The following is a 25,888-nucleotide window of genomic DNA, read 5'->3' as shown; positions in this document are numbered from 1 at the left end:
GTTTTTAAAAATGAAAAATATAATCACCGTTATTTTAATCACCGCCCTGAGTGGAACTGTTTTTGGGCAGAAGGGCTTGCAACCGTTTAGTTTAACGGAAGTGCGTTTGCTTGAGGGCCCTTTTAAACAAGCGCAGGAAACCGATAAGAAATACATGCTGTCGCTGGATGCGGATAGGCTTTTGGCACCATACTTAAGGGAAGCAGGACTAAAGCCTAAAGCCGAATCGTACGGGAACTGGGAAAATACAGGCTTGGACGGGCATGTTGGTGGACATTATTTGTCTGCGCTATCTTTAATGTATGCCTCTACGGGCGATGCCGAGGTGAAGAAGCGTATCGATTATATGATTGCCGAACTGGACAGGTGTCAGCGCCAAAACGGCGATGGTTACCTGGCGGGAATTCCGGGGGGTAAGGAAATCTGGAAGGAGATTAAAGCCGGAGATATAAAATCGTCGAGTTTTTCGCTAAATGGAAAATGGGTGCCTCTGTATAATATCCATAAGATTTATGCCGGACTTTACGATGCGTATGCCGTTGCAGGCAATTTAAAAGCCAAACAAATGCTTATTAAACTAACGGATTGGTGCGTGGATATGGTTTCCAAATTGTCTGATGAACAGATACAGGAATTATTAAAAAGCGAACATGGTGGATTAAATGAGACTTTTGCTCATGTTTATGCGATAACGGGCGACAAAAAGTATCTCCAATTGGCCAAACGGTTTTCAGACCAATCCATTTTAAATCCATTATTAAAAAATGTGGATGCGCTGAATGGCTTACACGCCAATACGCAGATCCCGAAAGTGATTGGTTTTGAACAGATTGCTTTATTGGATAAAGATCCTGCCTGGGCAGATGCTGCTGCATTTTTTTGGAAAACTGTGGTGGAGCACAGAACGGTAGCCATTGGGGGAAATAGTGTTAGGGAGCATTTTCATCCCGCCAACGACTTTTCTTCGATGACAGAGTCGCGGGAAGGACCTGAAACCTGCAATTCTTACAACATGCTGAAGCTGACCAAACAATTGTTTTTGGCTAACCCTTCAAATACTTATCTCGATTATTACGAGCGCACACTTTATAATCATATCCTTTCGTCGCAAAGGCCAGAAGGTGGTTTTGTGTATTTTACCCCAATGCGACCTGGACATTACCGTACCTATTCGAGTCCGCAGGAAAGTTTCTGGTGCTGTGTAGGTTCGGGATTGGAAAACCATGGCAAATATGGAGAGCTGATTTATGCACACCGTGCGAATGATATATTTGTGAATCTTTTTATCCCTTCAACCTTAAACTGGAAAGAGAAAGGCATTCAACTTACACAAAAAACCCTTTTTCCTGATGCTGAGCAAACGACTATCAAACTTCAGCTGAAAAATAAACAGCGTTTTGCCTTACATTTCCGTCAGCCTGCCTGGATAGAGAAAGGAAAAATGGCTGTGCTGGTAAATGGAAAAAAGGTAACTGCTAAAAGTGAAGCGAATGGCTATGCGAGTATCGATCGCACCTGGAATACGGGTGATGTGGTGAATATTTCGCTACCGATGCATACCACTACGGAGTTTATGCCTGATGGCTCTGACTGGGTAGCCTTTCTCCGTGGACCGATTGTTCTTGCTGCAGAAATGGATACTTTAAACCAGCCGAATTTAACCGCTGATGGCAGCCGGATGGGGCATATTGCCTCTGGTGCTTTATTCCCGATCAGCGATGCACCATTGGTTACCGGACCTCAAAATTCACTTGCCAATGAAATTACGTTGACCGATAAAAAAAGCTTAACGTTTAGTGTCCGGAATGCGGTTTATCAACCCAAATACAAATCGCTAAAACTGGTTCCTTTTTACACCCTTGCCGAAAAGCGGTACGTGGTTTATTTTCCTTACAGCAGTGAACAGGCATTACAGGAACGGGCAAAGGCGATTAAATTGGCTGAAGAAGAACATATGAAAATTGAACGGCAAACGGTTGATCTGGTTAATCCCGGCGAGCAGCAACCAGAATCTGATCATAATTTTCAAGGTGAACAAACCGATAACGGGACTTACCAGGAAAGGCATTTTAGAAATGGCAGAGCGTGGTTTAGTTACATGTTCAAAAACAAAGGGCTTGCCGGCAATAAGCTTAGTTTAACCTATTTTGGAAATGAAAAAAACAAAAGCTTCGCTATCCAGATCAATGGTGTTACAATTGAAAATGTAAAATTAGATGGGGGTAAGGGAGATATTTTTTACAAGCAGGAATATCAGATTCCAAAAGCATTGTTAAAAGCAGATTTAGAAGTAAAATTTGTTGCCGATCAGGGATCAGCCATTGCCAATATATACGAAGTAAGGTTGATAAAGTAAATTTTGCTAATATGGTCTGTATGGACAAAGGCCATGGCAAGGTGGGCAAATCCCATTGCAATCCGTCATTCTGAACTTCCACCCGGCCAGTCGGACGGGTGTTTCAGGATCTTTGGCCAAAAGTTTAGATTACAAAAAAGCTTAAACTCATCCATCAAGATGGGTGCCGGATTAAATTACTGTGGTTTAAAATGTGGCCTGTGCGGACACAGACCACTGGATGTAATTTTAAGGGGTAAAATTTTTCAACGGCTTATCACCTCATTGCTTTAATAAGGCTTCCAGTTCGTTTTCTTTGATGGTTAATATGGTGCCATGCCTTAGGCCTTCCGGCAGCGAGATTTTAGCTGAAACGTCGGTCCAGTTTTCTAAATCTGAAGATTCAATCGCCCCGTACTGATGATCGCGATATTTATCGAAATATATCATCCAGTTATGCCCGATTTTTAAGGTGGTTGGTCCTTCAGCCCAGTAATTTCCGGTAATTGGATTTCCCGCTTTGCTATAAGGACCGGTCAAATGATCGGCATATGCCATTTTGATGTTTTTTTGAGCAGGCTTCGGGGTTTCATCTTTCAAAAACATGATAAACCGTTTGCCATCTTTAACGATAGTTGCGTCAATTACATTAAAGCCCGGTTCGTAAAGTAATTTGGTTTCCGAATAAGTTTTGAAATCTTTTGTCGTAACATAATAAATTCTGTGGTTATAACCGCTTTCTTCAGTTGAGGCCGTTTCATTAAATTTATCTTTAATCGTTGTGGCCCAATAAATCATATAGGTTTTGGTACGACCATCATAGGTGATTTCCGGAGCCCAGGTATTCCTGGCACCCCCTTCTTTAACCATAACAGGTAAAAACTGCTGTTCGCTCCAATGGATCAGGTCTTTCGAACTGGCGTAACCAATGCCTTTGTCGTTCCAGCTTACTGTCCACACCATATGAAACAGGCCATCTTCACCTCGTATAATACAAGGATCTCTCATCAGCTTATCTTTGCTTACCATTGGAGTCAGGAATGATTGATCATTCTTTAGGGCCGTCCATTTGTAGGCATCTTTACTGTAGGCGAGGTGCAGGCCATCTTCACCGTTATCTTTAAAATAAGCAAAGAGGTATGGCCCTTTATTAGATTGTGCTTCCGCATTTAAATACGCTGATAAAAAACAAATAAAGAGGCATATTGATTTTTTCATAATTTTTGATTTCCTCCATAATGATAATAAGCCTGTTAGAAAATTTTGTGTTAAAGCTTTATCTTTCAGTTGTTTAATCGTGATCATCCGGAGTTTTCTCCATAAATTATTTTAATTCCAGAACCACAACAGATTGCGCAGGTAACTCTACTTTTAACAAATTACCTGATTTTTTGGCACCGGTAAATTTCGCATTGTGTACTTTGTTCAAATCGTTAAAGGTGTTTACATCAGTAAGTTTAGCTGAGGTTAAAATCTGTCCGGTAACCGAATTCCATTTCAAGCCATCCAATACCGTACTCAACGCAATTTTTTTATTTGGATCTAAATTCACCAGCGAAATATGGATCGCACCATTGGCATCCTGCGAAGCAGAAACATTTAGCGCTGGAATTTTTTGATCACCTACAACATAATCAGGGCTGGTAAAAGAAATCGGTAAATACCTGGCATCTTGGTGTACCTTATAAAGATCAAAAACATGGTAAGTGGGGGTAAGGATCATTTTATCTTTTTCCGTTAAAATCAAAGCCTGTAAAACATTTACGGTTTGTGCCAGATTGGCCATTTTAACACGATCAGAATGGTTATTGAAAATATTCAAGGTAGTACCTGCAATCAAAGCATCGCGTAAACTGTTTTGTTGATACAGGAACCCCGGGTTCGTTCCAGGCTCTACATCTGTCCAGATTCCCCACTCATCAACTACCAGGGCAATATTCTTTTTAGGATCATATTTATCCATGATCGCAGCATGCTTGCTTACCAGTTCTTCCATATGCAGGCAGTTTCTCATGGTCGAAAAGTATTGTGCTTCATCAAATTTAGTGGCTGATCCCTTTTTGTCCCAGTTTCCTGTCGGGATGGTATAATAGTGTAAAGTTAATCCCCACATTTGGTCTCCAATATTTTTCATACAGGTTTCCGTCCAGTTGTAATCTCCGGCATTAGCGCCACTGGCAATTCTTTTTAATGGCGCACCCGGATAGTTGCGTGCATAGGTGGCATACCTGCGGTATAAATCAGAATAATAAGCCGGTGTCATGTTGCCACCACAGCCCCAGCTTTCGTTTCCTACGCCCCAGAAAGAAACTTTCCATGGTTTTTCTCTTCCGTTTTGGCTGCGGATGGCTGTCATAGGACTTACGCCGTCAAAATTCAGGTATTCAACCCATTTGGCCATTTCTTCAACAGTTCCGCTACCTACATTTCCAGCAATATAAGGTTCGCACTTAAGCATCTGGCAAAGATCCAAAAACTCGTGTGTGCCAAAGCTATTGTCTTCCGTTACACCGCCCCAATTGGTGTTGACCATTTTCGGACGTTGATTTCTTGGCCCGATGCCGTCTCTCCAGTGGTATTCGTCAGCAAAACAGCCTCCCGGCCAGCGAAGGTTAGGCACTTTTATCTTTTTTAAGGCTTCTACAATATCTAACCTTATCCTTCCTTTATTCGGGATGGTTGAATGCTCATCTACCCAAAAACCATCATAAATACAGCGCCCCAAATGTTCTGAAAAATGACCATAAATATGTCTGCTCACCAATTGATCGCCCCCGGGCTTAATGCTAAGCTGTGTTTCTGTTTGTGCCTGCACTAAAATAGAACTGCAGCATAATGCTGCAGATAAGAGAAATTTCTTTATTGTCATCTCGTTAATTTTATGAGTTAAACGGAATTTTGATTACGTTAAAAGAATATGGTTTTAACGCAATATTTAATTTTTTGCCTTTTAGGTTAATGGTACTTTTTTTCGGGCTTACCGCTTCAGGATTTTCGAAAGAGTTAACCTGATTAAGGTTGCTGTTTGCGATTTCCTCATTAGTGGCCTTACTTTTTAGTTTCATTTTTCCTTCAAGATCGAAATCGATTTGCTGCGGTTGACCGGAGTTGTTTGTAATTTTAATGATGAGTTCTTTTTTAACCCGATCGGTTACCGCAGACGCATAAAGTCCATCCTGGCCGATGATGTTCTTGTCATCAAGGGTAATCGAAACGACATCGGTTCCCTTATTGGTAGAAAACTGTTTCTGTACATAGTAATCTGGTGTACCATACGATTTCAGGTTATTTACCCAGATCATATCAGGTGCCCACTGCCAGGCATCAATGTTTGCGAAAAGCGGCGCATAAGAAGCCATTTGTACTACATCGGCATTACGTTCCAAACCTGTCATCAACGAAGCTGAAGCCAATGCACTTTGCCAGTTATTTCTGTTGCTACCTTCAATTTTGCCATCGGCATGTACAGCATATTCGCCTACAAAAACTTTCGAGCCGTTGCGCGGATAATGGTCATATCGGCCTGCATTTTTCAGAAACCAATCTGCCGATCGGTAATAATGTTCATCTATAAAATCGGCATTATTTTTCCGTAATGTAGTATTGAGGAGGTTGAAACGATCCCCTTCAGGATCTGTTCCTGAGCTGTTGATCAGTTTGAAATCAGGATACTTTGCTTTGATGGCTTTGGTAAAAATAGCAAGTCTTTCTAAATACTGTGGCCCCCAGTTTTCATTTCCTACACCCATCATCTTGAGGTTAAAGGGTTTTGGGTGACCTAAATCGGCACGCATTTTACCCCATTTGGTCGTTATATCGCCATTGGCAAATTCGATCAGGTCTAAAGCATCCTGTACATATGGATCCAATTCGTCTAGTGAAGCTACTTCAGCAGAGTTAAACTGACAGGCCATACCGCAGTTTAATATCGGTAGGGCATCTGAGCCTATATCTTCGGCCAATTGGAAATATTCGAAAAAGCCCAGGCCAAAACTCTGAAAATAATCTGGTGCTGCACGGTGCGGAAACTCGGTATTCCAGCGGTTGATAATCAGTTGTCTGTTTTCAATCGGGCCAATGGTTTTTTTCCATTGATAACGGTTGGCCAGATCGGTTCCTTCTACAATACAGCCACCCGGAAAACGGATAAAGCCCGGTTTCATATCAGCCAATAACTGCACCATATCTGCCCTTAATCCTTGCGGGCGGTTTTTCCAGGTGTCGCCAGGGAAAAGACTGATCATATCCAGATCAATATCGCCCTTTCCCTGAAATAGAATGGAAAATTTAGCTTTTGGATCGGTTTCTGTCGCGATAAAACTTGCTGACTGCTTTTTCCAGTCGCTACCTGTTTGGTCAGGTGTTAAAGTTCTCTGTCCGATAATTTTATTGTTCCCATCTTTTAACATCAGCACCAGTTTAACCCCTGGCGTTGATTGACGGTACATCAATGAAAAATCGTAGCGCAGTCCCTTTTTTACACCAATGCCTTTAAACCCTTCATTGATGAGTTCAAAATCGTCCGTTTGTTTTTTTACCTGTAAATATCTCGGATTGGCGGTATTTACCTCTTTACGGTTTACCACCAATACCTCGCCTTCTTGCGGCTTTTCACGCTGGATGCTCCAGCCCATCATGGGTTTTGTAAATTCGAAAGAGCGGTTTTTAATCAGTTCGGCATATATACCGCCATCAGCGCCAAAATTAATATCTTCGAAAAAAACACCCCACATGTTCGGCTGCACCTTGGCAATGCTTTGGTCTGTTTTAATTTTAATTACTTTCGCAGCTTGTGCCTGCACTTCTGTGGTATATCCAATTGCAATGGAAGCATACACCAGGCAGGCCGAAAAGATACTTTTTACAGGTTCATTTAATTTCATATGGTTTTGAATATTTGGAAGATTCTAAAGGTAAAAGTAAACTATTTAAAAATAATAAACGTCATAAGAACATTTATTTTTTTTCGTTTTCCGTTTTTTATCTGGTGACTCTACAACCTTAGCATCAAAGCATATAAGATAGGAAACAGAAATTGATATGATAGAAGTGTTAAAAATTTCTTATCATATGTTTGCAAAGCAAAATTCTGACAATTAGGTAAACCAAAACAGGTGGAGTATTGGTATTTCGTTCTCTTATTGGTTTTTGGAAATAAATAGTATGTGGTACCTGGCAACTTTAGCCCCGCTTTGCGCTTTACTCCGTTTCACTTCCTGTTCGCTTCGACTTAATTGTGCCACATAAGACATTAAAGTGAATATAAGCTTACATGGCTCTTATATTTCTCATATGCTTTAATATTTTGGAAAATGAGTGTAAGGTAGTTTTTTGGCGATTACCGATCAGCTGCGTTTTACTTCGCTTTCTTGTCAATCTGGTCGATCAACAGGTTGAAATAGTTCCCCGGGCAGTCGGCTTATAATGATCTATAACATATGATCACGGCAAAAGCAACATACTGTGTTTGGTAACCAAATGGCTGATTTACAAAAAAAAAATGCTATTTTAGCGCTAACCAAACAATCAAAACGCACTCATGTTTAAATCAGTTTTTTCTTTTGAAGGCCGCATTCGTCGTACGGAATATGCTCTTTCACGTATTTTTTGTTTAATTTCTGTTGCTATCATTGCCGCTGCAGCAGAAGGTGGATCGGAAGCCTTTGGTGTACTGATGTTGATCCCACTCTATATTTTGATCGCACAAAGTGCCAAACGTTGTCATGACAGAGGTAACTCCGGCTGGTGGATGCTTATTCCTTTTTATAGCTTTATCTTATTTTTTGGTCCCGGCGATTATGGGCCAAATGAATATGGCGATAATCCTAAAGGTGAAGGAAACGATGATCTGTATGCCGAAACTCATTTCAGCCCGCAGTTAAGCACAGTGCCTGTAGCTGCCAATCAGCACCCCGGAACAGGAGATCAAGGCAACTAATTATAGAATTACCGTTGTTTCTGATTTGTAATCTCAACCGGGTGGCTTAGAATTTCAATCCTTTTAAGATACCAAAACCAGGCCCATAGTTTTCAAAAAACGGTGAAGATTTACTTACCAATCCATTTTCAATAGCGATACGCCCTGCCTGGGCAGTACCAGCGCTAGATCTTTTGAAACACTTTGCTTTATCGGCTTTCCAATCATTTTAAGCTGACCGGCTTTTGCTAATGTGGCAATTTGTATGGCATCAGGATTTTGTGGAGAACCCATTTTTTTCCAAACTTCATAAGCATTGCTGTTATTGGCATCTACACGGTATTCGGTCAATGTAACGGTTTTAACAGGTAAATTGTGGAGTATAACCCTTACTGTATCGGGATTGCCAGTTTTATCTTCGTCATGGTAATTCCATACCATTATTGTAGCCGATTGTTCTGCTTTGGCCGCCAGCGCACCAATATCAGTTTGTGGTTTCCTGATACTCGAATCAAGAACTGGTTTTAGTGGATACATGCGGTTACTTTTAACCGCTACACGGTTACCTTTCATCATCCCAAACATCCTGAAAACATTTAGTACCGGTTTATCTACGCCATTGGTGGCCAAATCTCTGAAACCTGCAAACCAGGGCTGGTTTTCAAATTCGAACGACCAGGTTACAGCGCCCAGCAGGTTAATTTGATATAGATCAGTAAGTGCATACAAACGGGCAAAAGATGCCGCGGTATAACTCGAATACATGGTGCCGTTTCGATAAGCATTTTCCGGATTGGTAGCCATGCCACAGGCTGCACAACCTTCAGGATCCGACTCGCCGATAATCACCGGGATATTTTTAAGTTGCGGGTACTTGTTAATTACCCTGAAGTTCGACTCTATATTGCGCAGCTGGGCCCTGATATCCATCACAACTGTTCCATTTACTACACGTGGAGATCCTTTGGCATGAAACAGTACAGCATCTAAAGGCGAACCAATTTTACCGGTTACGTAATTGGTATCTGATAAACAGTGTTTAATAAAAGCATCCAGATATTTAGCACCGCCGCCCGTTACATTGGCACCGCCTATTTTAGCAGTAGGTAAAGCCCGTTTCAGCCCATCGGCAGCGTAATCATAAAGCTTAAAAAAATCGGCTTGGGTACCTTTCCAATACGCACCATCGGGTTCGTTCCATACTTCCCAATACCAGCTTTCTACTTCAGCCTTACCATAGCGTTCTACACAATGTTTAACCCATTTGTAAACCAGATTGCCCCACTTTTTATAATCTTTTGGCGGATAGGCCCAGCCGGTCATAATCTCATCATAGCGAGCGCCCGGTTTCCATTTGTGCTGATAAGGAACAGGTTTGGTTGAAAGTGCCTCGGGCATAAAACCAATCTGTGCCAAAGGTTTCATCCCTCTTTTTACATAAGTATCAAAAATCTGGTCTACAATTTTCCAGTTATAAACCGGATTACCCTGGGCGTCTTCAGTGTAGGCATTGGTTGATCCCCATTTTAAAGCAGGTGTGCCATCTCCCGAGGTAAGCAAGTTGTGTGTCCGTACATACACCGGCACAGGGCTTAATTTTGAAATTTCAGTAAGCAGCTTCTGACCATCTTTCATATAGGTATAATTCGGTTCATCGTAACCAAACCATGCCCATATAGATTTCATAGGCGCTGTATTCTTGCCGAAATCAACTTCAATGTTAGCTTTCGATTGAGCTGTCGCTACATAAGAAAAAACAGATAAACCAAGAAAAACGTAAATGCTATTTAATATTTTCATATCGTGCTTTATAGTGGCTGTTTGAGTGAAGCAGTGCAAACGCGTGTATTAAAGTAAATAAAAAAAAATGGTATTCGATAGACTCTTTATAACAAATTCACATCATCGGGCGTGATTATCTTGCCATAACCTGGCTGCAAAAGAAAAAGGACAGACCATCCGGTACTGTCCTTACATCATTAACTAAAATTAAATTCAACGCTTTTATCCCTAACTGTTTAGTGGAAAGCGTTTAAACCACTCACTAAGAATTTTCTATAATTGGCTATTTCATAATCAGCACCTTGCGGTGGTGCCAGTAAGGTTTCTTTTTTTGGATCGAGCAGTACATAAAAGGGCTGAGAATTGGATTGGAATTTCCTGGCTTGCAGGTCGCTCCATTTTTTGCCAATAGTGGTAAGTTTTTTCCCTTCTGGTGTAACCGTTACATCATTAGGAGCCAGTTCTGTTTTATCGTCTACATATAGCTGGATTAATACATAATCATTACTGATCATTTTATATACATCTTTATCGGGCCAAACATTAGCTTCCATTTTTCTACAGTTTACGCAGGCATGCCCGGTAAAATCGATCATTACAGGTTTATTTAGTTTTTTCGCTGCGGCCAAACCTTCATCGTAATCGAAATAGACATTCAGTTTTAACGGCGCATGGAATTTGTCTGCATATTTATGCGGACCATCAGTTGTTGCGGTCTGTTTTCCGCCTAATAAACTGGCGGTATACAGATCGAAATCCTGGGTTTCCTGCGGTGGAAGAAAAGCGGAAATGCTTTTTAATGGTGCCCCCCACATGCCCGGAATTAAGTAAATGGTAAAGGCTAATACTATAGTGGCCAGAAAAAGCCTTGGTACGGAGATAAATGCCAACGGGCTATCATGCGAAAACTTCAGTTTACCCAATAGATAAATGCCCATCATCCCGAAAATGACGATCCAAAGGCTTAAGAAGATTTCGCGGTCAAACCATTCCCAATGATAGGCCAGATCTACATTGCTTAAGAATTTTAAGGCAAAAGCAAGTTCAAGAAACCCCAGTACAACCTTAACACTGTTTAACCAACCGCCTGATTTTGGCAGTTTGTTCATTGCGGAAGGAAATAAAGCAAATAAGGCAAAGGGAATAGCCAGGGCTAAAGAAAAGCCAAACATGCCAATCGCCGGACCCAGTAGGGCGCCAGTGGTTGCTGCCTGTACCAATAAGGTACCTATAATTGGACCAGTGCAGGAAAAAGATACTAGTGCCAGTGTTCCGGCCATAAAAAATAACCCTGCAATGCCACCTTTGTCCGAATTGGCATCCATTTTATTTACCCATGAAGAGGGCAGGGTAATTTCGAAAGCCCCTAAAAATGAAGCTGCAAAAACGACAAGCAATAAGAAGAAAAAGAAATTGAAGATTCCATTGGTTGATAAATTGTTTAGGGCATCGGCACCAAAAATCACGGTAACCAAAAGTCCGAGCACCACGTAAATGAGGATAATAAAAAAACCGTATAATGCTGCCCGTTGAAAAGCTTTTCCTTTTTCTGAACCTTTAGTAAAAAAACTGACGGTAAGCGGCAACATAGGGAAGATGCAAGGCATCAACAGGGCTGCTAAACCGCCAACAAAGCCAGCAATAAAAATGCCCCATAAGGTCTTATCTTCTTCTTTTGACGGTGTAGCAGCCTGATTAACCGTAGCGGGTAATGCAACTGATGTTTTAACAACGGTATCAGTAGCTTTAATGCTGCTGTCAGCCGCTTCAGGCTTAATTTCAGTAAATGTAAGATCATCTGTACCTGTGCTGTCCTGTGCATATGCGTTAAGGGATATGGCACCACAGAGCAGTAACCCGAGACAGATTTTTTTGAAGGATATCATATGCTTGCTACGCTATTATTTTACAGGAATACTAAAGTCGACCTGTTCTGGCGGCAAACATTGTTTATCATCGCATACCATAAATTCTAAACTGCCTTTAACAGTTGCGGTTTTACCTTTCAACTTTACTTTTTGTTGAAACACTACCGATTTTTCGAAGTAGCTTACCTCCATTTTGAAAGTAGGCTCGAACTTCGTTATCGCTTTTGGTTCGATTGTTTTTCCAACCAGTGTATAAGCACCGGATGCCGGAAAGGTAAAGGTTGTTTTAACAGGACCTCCATCTTTAATCAATTGTGAGTAAAGATGCCAGCCTTGATCTATAGTAGCCTTAATAAAAACAGTAGCGGTATTTGGACCGGTTTTTTTGGCAGCGTAACTCCAGGTTACGGGTTTTAAAATCTGGCTGTATGCCCCAAGGTTAATCAGGCATACGGTACATAGCAAAAGGATAATTTTTTTCATGTTTTGTTGATTGGTTATGGTGGTTAGTTTAATCTGCTAAATGCCTGGTAATCCAGAAAATCTACTTCGGGGGTAATATATTCTGCTTTAACGGGTTCTAACTTCATTAAATCGGTACTTAAATATTTCTTGTTGCTATCAGAAAAGACGGTGACTACACAGCTGTCGATTCCCATTTTTTGCTGTTGTTTGATGGCACCTATCACATTGGCTCCTGACGATATACCTACCGCTAAACCCAGTTTCTCTGCTAGTTTTTGCGCCATCAGTATGGCATCGCCGTCGTTTACCTGTACCACCTCATCCAGTTCGCCCAGTTTAACAATTTCGGGAATGAACTCATCAGAAATGCCCTGGATTCTATGGCTACCTACTTTATAACCCGTAGTTAAAGTTGGAGACTCTGCAGGCTCAAGCGGGTGTATTTTAATATTAGCATTTCGCTTTCTTAAAAAGTTACCTACCCCCATGATGGTTCCTCCGGTACCTACCCCTGCAACAAAAGCATCGGGAGATATATTTTTCAATTGCAATTGCCCCCAGATTTCCTTCCCTGTGGTATGTTCGTGTGCTTCCGGATTGGCAATATTTTCGAACTGTTTTGGTAAAAAGATATTCGGGTCTTTTGCAGCCATTTCTTCTGCAAGTTTAATGCTACCGATAAATCCGCCTTCTTCTTTACTCACCAAAATAATTTCAGCTCCCAAGCTTCTGATAATATCCATGCGCTCTTTACTCAACCAATTGGGCATAATGATGGTTACGGGATGACCTAAAGCTTTACCTATGGCAGCCAATGCAATCCCGGTATTACCGCTCGTAGCCTCAATAATGCGGTCTCCTGCTTTGATTTTGCCTTCAGCATAAGCTTTTTTTAGGGTATAAAGCGCCATCCTGTCTTTGATGCTACCAGTTAGGTTATAATGTTCACATTTAACATAAATTTTACCCATACTTCCCTGGTAAGTATAAGTAAGTTCCAGCATTGGGGTATTGCCAACCAGGAGTGATAAATGTTCAAATTTTCCCATATTGGAAGATGTTATTTCATTTGCTGTTAATGCTTGCATGGCGAATTTTTAAATCAATTAAAATGAATTTTCAATGAATTAAATTTCGGTAAAACTCTGGATTATTCTTATTTATGTCAATACATGTGCTTTTTTTCAGAAATTTTCTGTTATTTTTAACCATAATTAATTTTTATTTCAGTTTAGACTGATTTTTTTAAGGTCTATTATATTTTTTTTCATTTGCAAGCTTACATGGTACATGGAGATTTAGATCAGGTAGATATCGAAATATTAAAACTATTGCAGCATGATGCCGCCTTAACCCATAAGGAGATAGCGTTGAAACTGCATAAATCGATAGCAACGATACACGAACGGATAAGGAGGCTTAAAGAGCAGGGCTATATTAAAAGAATCGTGGCCATTCTGGACCGGAAAAAAATCAATAGCAATTTAATTGCTTTCTCGCATGTACTATTGAAAGAGCATACTGCTAAAACCCTGATCGAGTTTGAAACGGAGGTTTCTAAGTTTGTAGAAGTGATGGAATGTCTGCAAATGACTGGCGCACATGATTTTATTCTCCGTATTGCCACTAAAGATATGGATGCTTATCATGAGTTTCTGAGAAATAAACTGGCTACACTGCCCAACATTACTACCGTTCAAAGCTACTTTGTGCTTTCCGAGCCAAAGAGTGAAACGGCTTATCCGCTGTAGTGGTGGCTGATTAGTTATCAGTCAATGGTTGATTGGTCATGTTTGTATGAAAATCTGTTACTTTCGAACTGATTCAAGCTATACAGAAGCTTACGCATATCCGCCATAAATATGTCATTGCGGAGAGGAATCCTGAAAAGGCACGACAGACTGCCTGCTCAAAAAGCCTCCTCGCAATAACGATTTTTCTGTTAATTATTGAACCTTTTCAAATTGAAAGCCGTGGCTCCAATAATGATTATCGTTAGCAATAATACCGAAAGCATATTTATCCATATCGCCGGAACCTGTTGCCGCTGATATTTTTCCAGTTTATAATCTTTAATATCCGTATCGTTAACAGGCTGGTTGAGAAAAATGGCCGGATAAAAATGTAAGCGGATCTGTTCGTGATATTTTCTGACCGCCTGCTGAAACTCAAGATGTGTATCGAGATCTGATCCTGCTACTTGATTTACCCCAAGCTGTATTTGTATCGTAGGAATGAAAAAAGCAAAAATATCAGTTAAATGCTGTCTCCCTGCCAATTTTTTTTCGATGGCTAACCTGCTTGCCAATGCCTGGTCATCTCCCATTTGCTGCATGGCATAATACCAATACCAGCTAAAGGTTTTCTTTTCCGGAAAGGGATATTTCTTTAATTGGGGGTAATGTTTAAAAAAGGGTTTCATGGTTACCTCTTTGGCCATATCCCATTTTTCATGATAGCCTTCGCGTTGGTTAATCACATTTTGCAAAGCTTCGGGTACCGGGTATTTCCGTGTGAGGAAAAGATTAAATGATGCCGGAATGATGATGCAGAGCAGTACCCAGACGGCTATCAGCGCAGACGCATTAAAATTAGAAGATTTGCCTAAAGAGATGAAGAAAAATGAAAGGGCAAACCAAAAACTAAGATAGAGTAAAATGAGTAGGGTAACCGAAAGGAAGGTTAAATCAACCGGGAGTGTTAAGTAAAGCATTGCGATGAGTAACAGTAAAAGTGCAACACTAAAAATCACCACCACTCTGACTAAAAATTTTTGCCAGATGACCTGGAAGGATTGGTTGGTTTGGGCCTTTAAAAGTGACCAAATGCCACTTTCCTTTTGTTCTGAAAGGAGATTGTAGGTAAAGGCAATAATAACCAGGGGGAACAAAAAGATAAATACGAAACTAAGATCCATATTGCCCAAAAGCAGGCTAACAGGATTGTTGATATCGGTATCGTAAAGCTGGCCTTCAAGGGCCAACATGGTCACCGAAATTAAATAAGGATTAATATCGCGCTGTCCGTTGGCAAAAGCCGCCCAGTGATCAGGCGCATTGGCTAGCGAAAACTTATTATGGAAAAATAACAGGCCAATATCATTGCCAAAATGATCAATATTGTTAAGGGTATTTTTCTTTTGTAACGTTGCTGCTTTTTCAATCACAGCCTGTTGCTTGGCGATGAAGGTTTTGCCAAAATATAGGCCGGCAAAACCGGTTATCAGGAGTACAAAGATCCCAATCCAGGAAGAACTGCTTCTAAAAAACAATTTAAATTCGAGGTGATATCTATTTTTTTTCATGCGTATTATATCATTTTAATCCATCTGGTTGAATATTGGAGCGAAATAACCATAACCAGTAACCAGAACGTTAAGGCACTTAGCGCTAATAACTCATTCAGCAAAACAGTATCTAATTTTTTAAAATGGTAGTTAAAATCGGGTTGTTCTGCCCAGTTGGCCTTACTAATGGCTGGCGGTTTTTCTTCATCCCCTGGTTTAATGTTGCTGATTTTCTCAATCTGGAGCTTATTCATCTTTTGAGCAAGTTGATAGCGGTAAGTTTCCGCCTGTCGCTGAAAATCGACGTAGGTATTAAAATCAGATGCGGTTAAGGCCATCGAAATATTTTTCAGCGATAAATAGGGGTTTAAGAAACCCGTAATAGTAGTGATGCTGTTCTGTTTTTCAAAAATTTTGTTCAGCTTATCCTGATGCTCACTATAAATTTTTGAGGTAATCTTTTCTCCCTCGGCCATAATATAGCCACCGTAGTTAAAAGGGAGCTTTTTAACATCATCCACAGCGTAAGCTTTCAATAGCGAATCTTTAATGGCCGCGTAATGCGGATCGTTTGGATCGTGGCTATCGCCCTGCTGGTGAACGTCAGCCGCAATGGCATCGGCAAATTCTATTTTAGATGGCGAAGGATAGATCTTTATCCCAACCGCCTGGGTAATGCGCGGCATAATGACCATAAAAAATATCCAGCAGGCCAGTAAAGTAATCAAAGCCGATTTAGAACTGCGGGCAAAGGCCGAAACCAAAACCGTAATGGCTGATATAACGAAAAAATAGATGGCATAAACTAAAACCAGTAGTAAAAGGCGTAAGGCCGAATCCATGCTGATCTGCCAATTGCTTAGTGATGCCCATAACAAAATGGTGAGGAGAATGAGAGGAATAAATATAGAAAGGCAAACGCCGATAATGCCTATAGTTTTGCCCCAAAGGAGCTGTTTCCAGCTTACCTCCTGACACAACAGGATTTTTAAGGTGCCCGATTCACGTTCGGCCGATATACTGTTGTAACCCAAAAAGAAAATAAGTAAAGGTACCAACAGTTGTAATACCATGGCTACACTGATTTCGCCAAAACTTAGCATTCCGTTCGTAAAACCAGCCTCGCTGAAATTAACGGTATTTTGTTTATGTGCCTCTAAAAAAATCGATACCCCGGCAAAACTTTCTATACCAAAATCGAAGAAACTGAGTTCGTGTTTTTCTCTAAAGGCCAGATAACCATAGTGTGCCATCCTGTGGGGGTGTTTATCTGGTTTGGCTAACCATTTCGCTCTTACCAAGGCCTTATAATGGAGCCGTTGATTATTTTGTATTTTAAAATTTTGCCAGCCAATATAAGTGGCCAAGCAGAGCGATAAACCCAGTAAAAGAGTTAGTGCTATGGTGGCGCCATTGTTAAAGGCTGCTTTAAATGTTTGTTTTGCAATAGTGCTTATTCTACCTGACATTATATTCTATAGGTTACGTTAAACATTACATTTCTTGGTGTGCCCGGGAAAAGGCGCAGGTAGTTTTGAGCACCTACCCAATAGGTTTTATTTAAGATGTTGTTCATGTTTAAGGCCAACTGAACCTTTGCGCCTGCGGGCGAATAATAAATTGCGGCGTCAACAAGGGTATAGGCCGGAAGTGTAAAATCCCTGATGTACAATGGAAGTTTAGTGCCGCTATATTGTAAACCTGTACCAAAGCCAAGTCCTTTCAGCTTTTGAGTTTCAAAATTATAACGTGTCCATAAACTGGCACTGTGCTTTGGTGTGTTCTGTACCCGCTGACCAATAAGGGATGCGTTGAAATCATCCCTAATAATGGCATCTATATAGCTGTAACCTGCATTAAACTGCCAATTCCGGCTGATGAAACCTGAAGCTTCGAATTCAAAGCCACGGCTGCGCTGTGCGCCACGTTCAATTAAGCGGTTCACATCAACCGGGTCGTTTGCATTCATCAGCAGGTTTTTCTGGTTGATTTCAAAAACCGAAACGTTAACCATTAAACTTTTGTTCAACCATTCTGATTTTGCACCGATCTCTTTTAAATCACTGGTTAAGGGTTTAAAGTTTGTGCCTGCAGGCGGTGGTACAATAACCAGGGTTGAGGTATTGCCCTGTGGTTGGTAACCCTGTAAATAAGTTCCATAAAGGTTGATGTTCGAAGTTGCCGCATAGGTTAGTCCGATTCTGGGCAAAAGCTTCTGCTGATCGATCTTCTTTTCAGTTGTCAGTTTGTAATTGCTGTAATCTTCGTACCATTCCTGTCTTAAACCCAAGGTTAAAGTAAGTTTACCGTAATTAATCTGATCCTGAAAATAAACGGCATTAACTAAATTATAGGCCGGCGGGATTTCAGTTTTAGTAAAAATATAATCGCTTAAATTTTTAAGCGTGTAGCTTGGGTTAGCCAGGTTAAAATGCTCAACATTAGGTACAGGCGCATTTACCCCATTTGCCATTTTAAATAAATAAAGTTCTTTTTTGGCCGGATCATACCTGCTGGCTATGGTTCCGTCCTTTAACCGGTAACCCTGTGCAGCATTTTCTCCACCGCCACGCAGTTTCTGGGTATTGATCCGATCGTAGCCTACAACCATTTTATGGTTTAAGCTAAACGTATTGGCATTTATACTGAAATAGGTGCTTAAATTATCGGTACTCCACTTTTGCTGACGTTGAACTGCCCGCATGGCGGCAAGGGTAGGGATCGGTTGATTGTTCTCATCAACGCCAAAAGCATTGGTGGTTCGATGTTCCAAAAGATCTTCGTTCCAGTTTTGCTTCATATAAGCCACGTTAAATACAATATCCTGGTTAAAGCGATGAGAAAAATTGGTCATTAGCATTAAATCCTGAGTATTAAAACGATCATTGCTGGCACCCATGTTAAAATTGATCGGTGTACTTTTTAAGTCGGTTTGACCGGCAATGGCACCGAAAATCGCCTGGCCCCGGTCTAATCTGGAGTTGCTGTTGTTCACCACCAACTCCACATTTAAACTGGTACGGTCATTTGGAATGTAGGAGAAAGAGGGCGCAATCATATAGCCCTTTCTGTATTGCAGGTCTCTGAAACTTTTGCTGTCTTCATATCCAAGATTCAGCCGGTAAAGCAATGTTTTATCCGCATTTAATGGACCGGTAAAATCTAATGCGCCACGTATTGTACTAAAACTTCCGGCCGAGATACTGATCTCCTTGCGATCCGTTGCCAGAGGCTTTTTTGTTACCAGGTTGATGCTTCCCCCAGGGTCTACACTCGAAAAGGTAGCACTTGCCGGACCTTTTATTACCTCAATCCGTTCCAGGTTATTGGTTAGGGGCTGGTTAAAATAAAACTGGCGGGTACGCATGCCGTTAATAATGGCACCTTCTTCATTTTGGTTAATTCCCCTGATGGAGAATTGGTTATAATAACTGCTTTGCGATACACTGGTTACGTTTTTAACGGCATCAGCCAGTACAGCCGCCTGCCTATCGGCGATTAGTTCTTTCGATACTGAAGAAATGGCCTGTGGAATGTCTTTATTTAAAGTGGCCGTTTTTGTGGCTGAAAAGGAATAATTGCCATAGTATTTGTTGCCATTGGTGCCTACAACTTCAACCGTTTGTAGTTCTTCATTCGAAACTTGCAATACAATGGCGTCAAGGTTTAAACTGCCTGTTTCATTGATCGGGTACATGCGGCTAAAGCTGCTATAGCCAACGGCACTAACTGTAACAGTATAATTAGCTGTTTTTGGTAAAAAAAGTGAGAAATTTCCTAAGGAATCGGTAATGGTATTCAATTGATGTTTGCCATTTTTAAATTTAACAGTGGCTTTATAAATGTTTTGATCCTGAGCATTGATCACCTTTCCGCTTACCTTAATTTGCGCCAGGGCCTGCAGGTTAAAAAGATTGAACAAAAAAAGCAAAGAAATTGTAGCGGCACCAGAAAGCGCCTTATATTTTGGGTACATGAAATGGATTTAATTTATTATATGGTCTGTAAGTATAATTCCTGCAGGTCGTTTGCGTTAATTTCACTTGCTTTAAGGGTATGGATCAATTCGCCTTGTTTCATGATGCCGATGTGTGAGCCTACATTTACGGCATTAAATATGTCGTGCGTTGCCATTAAGATGGATTTACCCTCGGCAGCCAATTGTTTAACCAATAGGGTGAACTCGGCCGTGGCTTTTGGATCTAAACCACTGGTTGGCTCATCCATTAGAATGATTTTCGCATTTTTAGCCAGGGCAATCGCAATACCCACTTTTTGGCGCATGCCTTTACTAAAACCAGACAGATGTTTGTGGTGAGCTGATTCTTGTAAACCGCATCGGTTTAGAAAACCGGTCAAACTTTTCGTGTCGTAATTAAAACCTGCCAGTTTCGAAAAATAATCGAGGTTTTCTATGGCCGAAAGGTTACCATAAAGCATCACTACTTCAGGGATGTAGGCGAGGTGTTTACGGCGCTCGTTATCGTGCGTATCCACTGCTTTACCGTCGATTAAAATTTGACCTGCACTTGGTTCGATAAAACCGAGAAATAAATTAATGGTGGTAGTTTTTCCGGCACCGTTCTGACCCAAAAGGCAAAATACCTCGCCAGCGTTAACAGTTAAATTAAGTTGGTTCAGGGCTTGATAAGTTCCGTAATTTTTAGATAATGAAATAGCTTGAAGCATAAAAATTATAGTATATAGTGCATGCCGTGTACAGCCGCACGTTAAAGAAAATGAATTGCCTGGTAAATAAAGTAAACCTGGTTATTGATTAGGCCGTTAAACCTGGCGGCCCTTTATTGCTATAAGATAAAATATAAGCAACAGGTTGTTTAATGAGGTACACATAGGATTTAATACCTGGTTTCCTTATTGGTAAAAGAGCTGAACAGCATGCAGGGATATCGAAAAAGTGTGATTGCTGTTTCAGTACCTCACAGAGTTTACAGCTTAACTTTGCAGCGTCAAGCTGGCTGCTGTGTTTTGAATTCGGTTGAGGAGATGTTGTTTCTTTTGCGCCGTGGTGGTGCACGCTTTGTATTAAGGCCCCGTTAAGAAATAATGCCAATATCAATAGCGCCCATATGCGGGTGAAAATTTCTTTGCGGTATTTATTCTCTGAAAGATTCAATGCAACAAAGTTACATTTAAAAAAATAAAATCAAACCTTTTATCAGGCTTGCTTATTTCATCCGATGATTAAATACTGATCGTCAGTTCACTAAAGCAAAACATTTTTTGATCTGCGATGTCTGATGTTTCCATCTGGTACGGACAAATAGGGCCAAGGGGATGTTATGAAGTGTTGGGCTTAATTATTTTGGTTTTTAGGAAAGCAATACCGGCAAGCTACATACATGGTTTTCTGGTGGCAATGAGTGATGATATAACTTTTCATTTTTACAGATGGGAGGATATAGCTGTTGCAAATTTACTACTGTACAGTCATAATGTTTTTTGCGTCTTAATTTCATCAGTTCGCTAAACCGCAATATTATTCGATAATTTATATTCAGACGGAGTAATTCCCGTCTGTTTTTTGAAATACTTGCCAAAAAAAGAGGAATTGCTGAAGTGTAACGCCATGGCTACTTCCGATATATTCATTACGTGACTGGTTAACAATAATTTTGCCTCCCTGATCACGATTTCATCAATAACTTCCCCGGCTGTTCTATCAGTTACCTGTTTAACCACCTGCGATAAATGCCTTGGCGTAATACGTAAACAGTTGGCATAATAAATTACACGTTTTTCTTTTCTAAAATGCTCCGATACCAGCGATAGAAAACGATTGGTGAGTTCTGTCTTGCTATCATGTACCAGAGGCACTGCGTCTTTCTGTTTGTTCTTTAAAAGAAAGAGATCGTAAAGCAGTTCCAGAAAGCTGTTATGCACAATGTTTTTAATCTGCGGGGTATCCTTAGATGTATTTAGCTTTTTATGCAGGGCGAGCATATCGTAGTAAATGAATGTATAATCCTCTTTTGAAAGTGAAAATTTATGTTTGGGACCGTCCTGGAACATTCTGTAAGCTTCCCCGGTATTAAAAAATACTCCCCTGGTTTTTAAATAACTTTTATTAAAATGGATACTGATAAAAGAAACATCACTATTCTCCCTGATCTCATAAATGGCTTGTGGAAAAATGAGTAAAATATCTCTTTGATTTAACACATGCTCTACAAAATTTATCCTCAGGTTCATTTTTCCTTTTGTAATCAGAATTAAAGCATAACTTGATATGCGGAAAGGCTCCGAGCTGCAATAATGCGGATCGCTGCTATGATGGATTTTTGCCATTAAGCCCCCATTTAAAGAAAGTGCTTCCTCATGGCTTTTTTCTGAAAAAGTTTTATCGAGTAACTGTTGCTGCATAAAATCGTTCAGTGTTTTTTAATAATTTCTTAACAGATTCGATCATCTTTTGCACCACAATTTCAGCCACCCTTTAGTGGATAATTCCTGCCCTTTTATCTGTCGGATTTTGTACTGGCAAATGTAGTGTTCAAGATCATTTTTGCAAGTGTATTTTTTTAAAATGACTAATATCTGATTGATTTTAATGTTTTTGATTAATATTTTTTTAAATTTTAATCGACTTAAATACAGGTATTTATGTCGATTTATATGCTTTGTGTGCTGTTTTTAACCTTTTTACTATTTTATAATAAAAGTCAGAATGTCAATTGGTCAATTCATCTGAATGTCACATTTTATCAATCCAACTTTTTGACCAATATATCCCACATTTGAACCTTTTTTTACCTTTAATTCAGCGTTAAAATTGTGTGATCAAATCGTTTGGTTAATGCAGCCTTAATCTCTATCGTTGACTTAGTCTCTATAAGTGGCATTCAGGTGCAGACCAAACTTTTCAGAATAGGGTTTTAAAAACTGAAGAATATAAGTGTTCAGCATGCGTAAAAAATTACAAGACAGGATTGCTTCTTTCAAGGATGCGGCGGTAATAAAAGAAAAGGGATTATATCCTTATTTCAGGTCGATAGAATCTGGTCAGGATACCGAAGTAGTTATCAATGGAAAAAAGGTACTCATGTTTGGTTCAAATTCCTATTTAGGGTTAACCAATCATCCCAAAATAAAAGAAGCAGCAAAGGCAGCCATTGAAAAATATGGGACAGGCTGTGCAGGATCACGGTTTTTAAACGGCTCGCTCGACATTCACCTTGAACTGGAAAGTCGTTTGGCCGAATACGTGGGCAAAGAAGCCACAGTGCTTTTTAGTACCGGTTTCCAGGTAAACTTAGGGGTAATATCTTGTTTATTAGATCGTAATGATTATCTGTTATTGGATGAGTACGATCATGCCTCTATAATTGACGGAAGCCGTTTGGCCTTTTCGCGTACCATTAAATATGCGCACAACGATATGCAGGATCTGCGCCGGAAATTGAGCAGGCTACCTGAAGATGCGGCTAAGTTGATTGTTTCTGATGGTATTTTTAGTATGGAAGGCGATTTGGTAAATCTTCCTGAAATGGTAGAAATTGCCAATGAATTTGGGGCCAATATCATGATGGATGATGCGCACAGCCTTGGTGTAATCGGTTTTAACGGATCAGGGACGGCATCGCATTTCAATCTTACCGAAAATGTGGACCTTATTATGGGCACCTTTAGCAAATCGCTGGCCTCATTGGGAGGTTTTATTGCCGGTAGTGCCGAAACCATCGAATACATCAAGCACCGCGCACGCTCACTCATGTTCAGTGCCAGTATGCCCCCATCTGCAGTAGCTAGTGTAATTGCTGCATTGGATATTATCGAATCGGAGCCTGAACGGATTGATCAGCTCTGGGCCAATACAGAATATGCGAAGCAACTTTTGCTGGATGCAGGATTCGATATCGGTCACAGTAACAGCCCGATTATCCCCATTTACATCCGCGATAATACCAAAACCTTTATGATTACCAATATCCTTCAGCAAAACGGTGTATTTGTTAATCCGGTGGTTTCACCGGCAGTGCCTTCAGATTCGTCTTTGATCAGGTTTTCGCTAATGGCGACGCATACTTTTGATCAGATCGAATCAGCTATAAGTAAACTAAGTGCGGCTTTTAAGGCTGTTCATGTAGAATCAGTAGGTAACCAATCATGAGAGAATTGGTAAAGGTTTCCGGTAAGAAAGCATTGGCAGCATTTGTAGATTTTCCGCATGAACTGTATGCAGGCGATGTAAACTATGTGCCCGAGCTTTTTATTGCACAGCGCGATCTGCTTACGCCCGGCAAGCACCCATTTTACGAACATTCGGAAATACAGCTTTTTTTGCTTTATGACGAAGGTAAAATCATCGGACGGATTGCCGCGATCCACAATACAAACCATAACAAGGTATATGGCGGGCATGATGGTTTTTTTGGTTTTTTCGATTGTATAAATGATACAGAGGCTGGCTTGCAGCTCTTAAATGCAGCGCAAGGTTGGCTTTCGGAAAGAGGAATGACAAAAATTTTAGGACCGGTAAATTTTTCGACCAATGAGGTATGCGGACTGCTGATCGAAGGTTTCGACGGGCCTCCAGTAGCCATGATGCCTTACAATGCGCCTTACTATCTGTCGCTATTAGAGCAGACCGGTTTTCAGAAAAATGTTGATTTAAGGGCCTACCGTTACACTGCAGGCAATTATAACGACCGGTCGGTGAAACTAATGGACAGGATCGAGGAACGTTTGAAACGGAACAACATCATCCTCCGCAAAATCAACATGAAGAAATTTAAGGAGGAATGTAATGCGGTAAGGGAGGTATACAACAAAGCTTGGGATAAAAACCTGGGTTTTGTGCCGATGACGGATAAAGAGTTTGACTATACCGCGAACGATTTAAAACTGATCCTCGATCCTGAGTTTTGCATTCTGGCCGAGCAACATGGCAAGATTATAGGTTTTGCTTTAGCGATACCCGATATCAACCAGATTTTGATCAAAATTAAACGGGGAAGGCTGTTTCCAACCGGACTGTTCAGGCTTTTAGCGAACAAAAAGAAAATCGATGGGATCCGTATTTTATTGCTTGGTGTGGTTGATGGTTACCGCAAAATGGGAATCGAAGCCTGTCTATACGGAAGGATCATCAAACATTTTGAAGCTAAAAAAATGAAATATGCAGAGGCCAGCTGGACTTTGGATCATAATGAGCTGATCAATAAACCCATTGAAGATATTGGTGGAAAGTTATATCGTAAATACAGGATTTTAGAAAAAACGATATGAAAAAGCGGGTGTTGATTACTGGAGCAACTGGGTTTGTGGGTTATCACCTGATTAAATCTGCTTTGGACAACAATCTGGAGGTATTCGCAAATGTGCGTCAATCGGCTGCTGCAGGTCATCTCAAAAATTTTGAAATCAATTATGTAAATCTCGATTTTGAGTCGATCTACCTGCTGAAAGAAAATATTGAAGAGAAAAAGTATGATTATATCGTGCATGCTGCTGCGGTAACAAAAGCAAAGACTTTAAGCGATTACAACAAAATTAACGCAACATATACCCGGAATCTCGCTGTAGCCGCTTCCCAGTCAGCACACGCCATACAGAAATTTATATTCATCAGTAGTTTGGCGGCGCTGGGTCCGTTAAAGGAGAAAAACGATAAACTGACGGAAAAAAGTGCATCCAATCCGGTAACTCATTATGGCATCAGTAAGGCACTTGCAGAAACTTATCTGGCAGGGTTTCCAGATCTGCCCTTGATCATATTCCGGCCCACTGCGGTTTATGGCCCTCGGGAAAAAGACATTTTCATACTGATCAAAACCATTAAAGCCGGGCTAGAGCTTTATATCGGCAAGCAGGAACAGGAACTCAGTTTTATCTATGCAACCGATCTGGCCGACATCATCATTAAAGCACTCGCCTCTGATGTGGTGGGCAAAGCTTATAATATATCTGACGGGGCTGTATACAAGCGCTCATCGCTTGCTCATTATGTAAGTAAGGCCTTAGGCAAAAAAACAATAAAGGTAAATATACCTGTGCCGTTGATTAAAGGTTTAGCCTGGTCAATGGAACATTTATATGGCGCATTTAATAAAATACCCGCCTTAAATGTAGATAAGATAAAAGAACTCACGGCCCTTAACTGGGGCTGCGATATTAAAAATATTCAGAATGATTTTGGCTTTGTTCCCCGGTTTGGCCTGGAGCAGGGATTAAATGAAACCATCAACTGGTACCGTAAAAACAATTGGTTATAA

At 40.6% G+C, this 25,888-nt stretch carries 18 protein-coding genes; 6 read left to right on the top strand and 12 right to left on the bottom strand.

Annotated features, from left to right (window positions below; all coding sequences use genetic code 11):
• The first annotated feature begins 10 nt into the window (after positions 1 to 10).
• Positions 11 to 2,356: a beta-L-arabinofuranosidase domain-containing protein gene (locus tag ACK1I8_RS11955; protein WP_412465618.1), complete on the top strand. Its 2,346-nt coding sequence runs from the start codon at positions 11 to 13 to the stop codon at positions 2,354 to 2,356.
• Between the two features lie 261 nt (positions 2,357 to 2,617).
• Here ACK1I8_RS11955 and ACK1I8_RS11950 read toward each other — a convergent pair whose 3' ends face one another.
• The 3 genes from ACK1I8_RS11950 to ACK1I8_RS11940 all read right to left on the bottom strand — a co-directional run bounded on the left by ACK1I8_RS11950 (position 2,618) and on the right by ACK1I8_RS11940 (position 7,218).
• On the bottom strand, positions 2,618 to 3,553 hold the full coding sequence (locus tag ACK1I8_RS11950) for a glycoside hydrolase family 43 protein (protein ID WP_412465617.1): 936 nt from the start codon (positions 3,551 to 3,553) through the stop codon (positions 2,618 to 2,620).
• Positions 3,554 to 3,659: 106 nt separating this feature from the next.
• Positions 3,660 to 5,204 carry an alpha-N-arabinofuranosidase gene (locus ACK1I8_RS11945; protein ID WP_412465616.1) on the bottom strand — a complete coding sequence of 515 codons (1,545 nt, stop codon included), beginning with the start codon at positions 5,202 to 5,204 and terminating at the stop codon, positions 3,660 to 3,662.
• Positions 5,205 to 5,214: 10 nt separating this feature from the next.
• Positions 5,215 to 7,218 (bottom strand): alpha-L-arabinofuranosidase C-terminal domain-containing protein, encoded by a 2,004-nt coding sequence (locus ACK1I8_RS11940; protein ID WP_412465615.1) that lies wholly within the window; start codon positions 7,216 to 7,218, stop codon positions 5,215 to 5,217.
• A gap of 656 nt (positions 7,219 to 7,874) precedes the next feature.
• Here ACK1I8_RS11940 and ACK1I8_RS11935 point away from each other — a divergent pair.
• On the top strand, positions 7,875 to 8,273 hold the full coding sequence (locus ACK1I8_RS11935) for a DUF805 domain-containing protein (RefSeq protein WP_412465614.1): 399 nt from the start codon (positions 7,875 to 7,877) through the stop codon (positions 8,271 to 8,273).
• A gap of 114 nt (positions 8,274 to 8,387) precedes the next feature.
• Here ACK1I8_RS11935 and ACK1I8_RS11930 read toward each other — a convergent pair whose 3' ends face one another.
• From ACK1I8_RS11930 to ACK1I8_RS11915, 4 genes are all read right to left on the bottom strand, one after another.
• Positions 8,388 to 10,052, bottom strand: coding sequence for a GH39 family glycosyl hydrolase (locus ACK1I8_RS11930; RefSeq protein WP_412465613.1), 1,665 nt, complete (start codon positions 10,050 to 10,052; stop codon positions 8,388 to 8,390).
• Between the two features lie 218 nt (positions 10,053 to 10,270).
• Positions 10,271 to 11,920 carry a protein-disulfide reductase DsbD family protein gene (locus ACK1I8_RS11925; protein ID WP_412465612.1) on the bottom strand — a complete coding sequence of 550 codons (1,650 nt, stop codon included), beginning with the start codon at positions 11,918 to 11,920 and terminating at the stop codon, positions 10,271 to 10,273.
• Positions 11,921 to 11,935: 15 nt separating this feature from the next.
• Positions 11,936 to 12,385 (bottom strand): protein-disulfide reductase DsbD domain-containing protein, encoded by a 450-nt coding sequence (locus tag ACK1I8_RS11920; protein ID WP_412465611.1) that lies wholly within the window; start codon positions 12,383 to 12,385, stop codon positions 11,936 to 11,938.
• A 23-nt stretch (positions 12,386 to 12,408) separates the two neighbouring features.
• Complete coding sequence (locus ACK1I8_RS11915; protein WP_412465610.1) at positions 12,409 to 13,455, bottom strand: PLP-dependent cysteine synthase family protein; 1,047 nt, start codon at positions 13,453 to 13,455, stop codon at positions 12,409 to 12,411.
• 195 nt (positions 13,456 to 13,650) lie between these two features.
• Here ACK1I8_RS11915 and ACK1I8_RS11910 point away from each other — a divergent pair, with 195 nt between their 5' ends.
• A complete protein-coding gene (locus tag ACK1I8_RS11910; protein ID WP_412465609.1) occupies positions 13,651 to 14,118 on the top strand; it encodes an Lrp/AsnC family transcriptional regulator in 468 nt (155 codons plus the stop codon).
• 191 nt (positions 14,119 to 14,309) lie between these two features.
• Here the strand turns inward: ACK1I8_RS11910 and ACK1I8_RS11905 are convergent, their stop codons facing one another.
• From ACK1I8_RS11905 to ACK1I8_RS11885, 5 genes are all read right to left on the bottom strand, one after another.
• A complete protein-coding gene (locus tag ACK1I8_RS11905) occupies positions 14,310 to 15,671 on the bottom strand; it encodes a DUF3526 domain-containing protein (protein ID WP_412465608.1) in 1,362 nt (453 codons plus the stop codon).
• Positions 15,672 to 15,676: 5 nt separating this feature from the next.
• Positions 15,677 to 17,122: an ABC transporter permease gene (locus ACK1I8_RS11900; RefSeq protein ID WP_412465607.1), complete on the bottom strand. Its 1,446-nt coding sequence runs from the start codon at positions 17,120 to 17,122 to the stop codon at positions 15,677 to 15,679.
• Complete coding sequence (locus ACK1I8_RS11895) at positions 17,122 to 19,629, bottom strand: TonB-dependent siderophore receptor (RefSeq protein ID WP_412465606.1); 2,508 nt, start codon at positions 19,627 to 19,629, stop codon at positions 17,122 to 17,124. The genes ACK1I8_RS11900 and ACK1I8_RS11895 overlap by 1 nt, the downstream gene beginning before the upstream one ends.
• A gap of 17 nt (positions 19,630 to 19,646) precedes the next feature.
• On the bottom strand, positions 19,647 to 20,342 hold the full coding sequence (locus ACK1I8_RS11890; RefSeq protein WP_412465605.1) for an ABC transporter ATP-binding protein: 696 nt from the start codon (positions 20,340 to 20,342) through the stop codon (positions 19,647 to 19,649).
• 798 nt (positions 20,343 to 21,140) lie between these two features.
• The gene (locus ACK1I8_RS11885) at positions 21,141 to 22,037 is read right to left on the bottom strand and encodes a helix-turn-helix domain-containing protein (RefSeq protein WP_412465604.1); all 897 of its coding nucleotides are present in this window, start codon (positions 22,035 to 22,037) and stop codon (positions 21,141 to 21,143) included.
• A 541-nt stretch (positions 22,038 to 22,578) separates the two neighbouring features.
• Here ACK1I8_RS11885 and spt point away from each other — a divergent pair.
• Genes spt through ACK1I8_RS11870 form a run of 3 tightly spaced genes read left to right on the top strand, consistent with a single transcriptional unit; the run spans position 22,579 to position 25,888 of the window.
• Positions 22,579 to 23,784, top strand: a complete 1,206-nt coding sequence (gene spt, locus ACK1I8_RS11880; protein ID WP_412465603.1) for a serine palmitoyltransferase — start codon at positions 22,579 to 22,581, stop codon at positions 23,782 to 23,784.
• Positions 23,781 to 24,902 (top strand): hypothetical protein, encoded by a 1,122-nt coding sequence (locus tag ACK1I8_RS11875; protein ID WP_412465602.1) that lies wholly within the window; start codon positions 23,781 to 23,783, stop codon positions 24,900 to 24,902. The genes spt and ACK1I8_RS11875 overlap by 4 nt, the downstream gene beginning before the upstream one ends.
• On the top strand, positions 24,899 to 25,888 hold the full coding sequence (locus ACK1I8_RS11870; protein ID WP_412465601.1) for an NAD-dependent epimerase/dehydratase family protein: 990 nt from the start codon (positions 24,899 to 24,901) through the stop codon (positions 25,886 to 25,888). Before ACK1I8_RS11875 ends, ACK1I8_RS11870 begins: the two co-directional genes overlap by 4 nt.

Source organism: Pedobacter sp. KLB.chiD (assembly GCF_047040275.1).
Taxonomy (GTDB): Bacteria; Bacteroidota; Bacteroidia; order Sphingobacteriales; family Sphingobacteriaceae; genus Pedobacter.
This window is presented reverse-complemented; position numbering and strand designations above follow the sequence as displayed.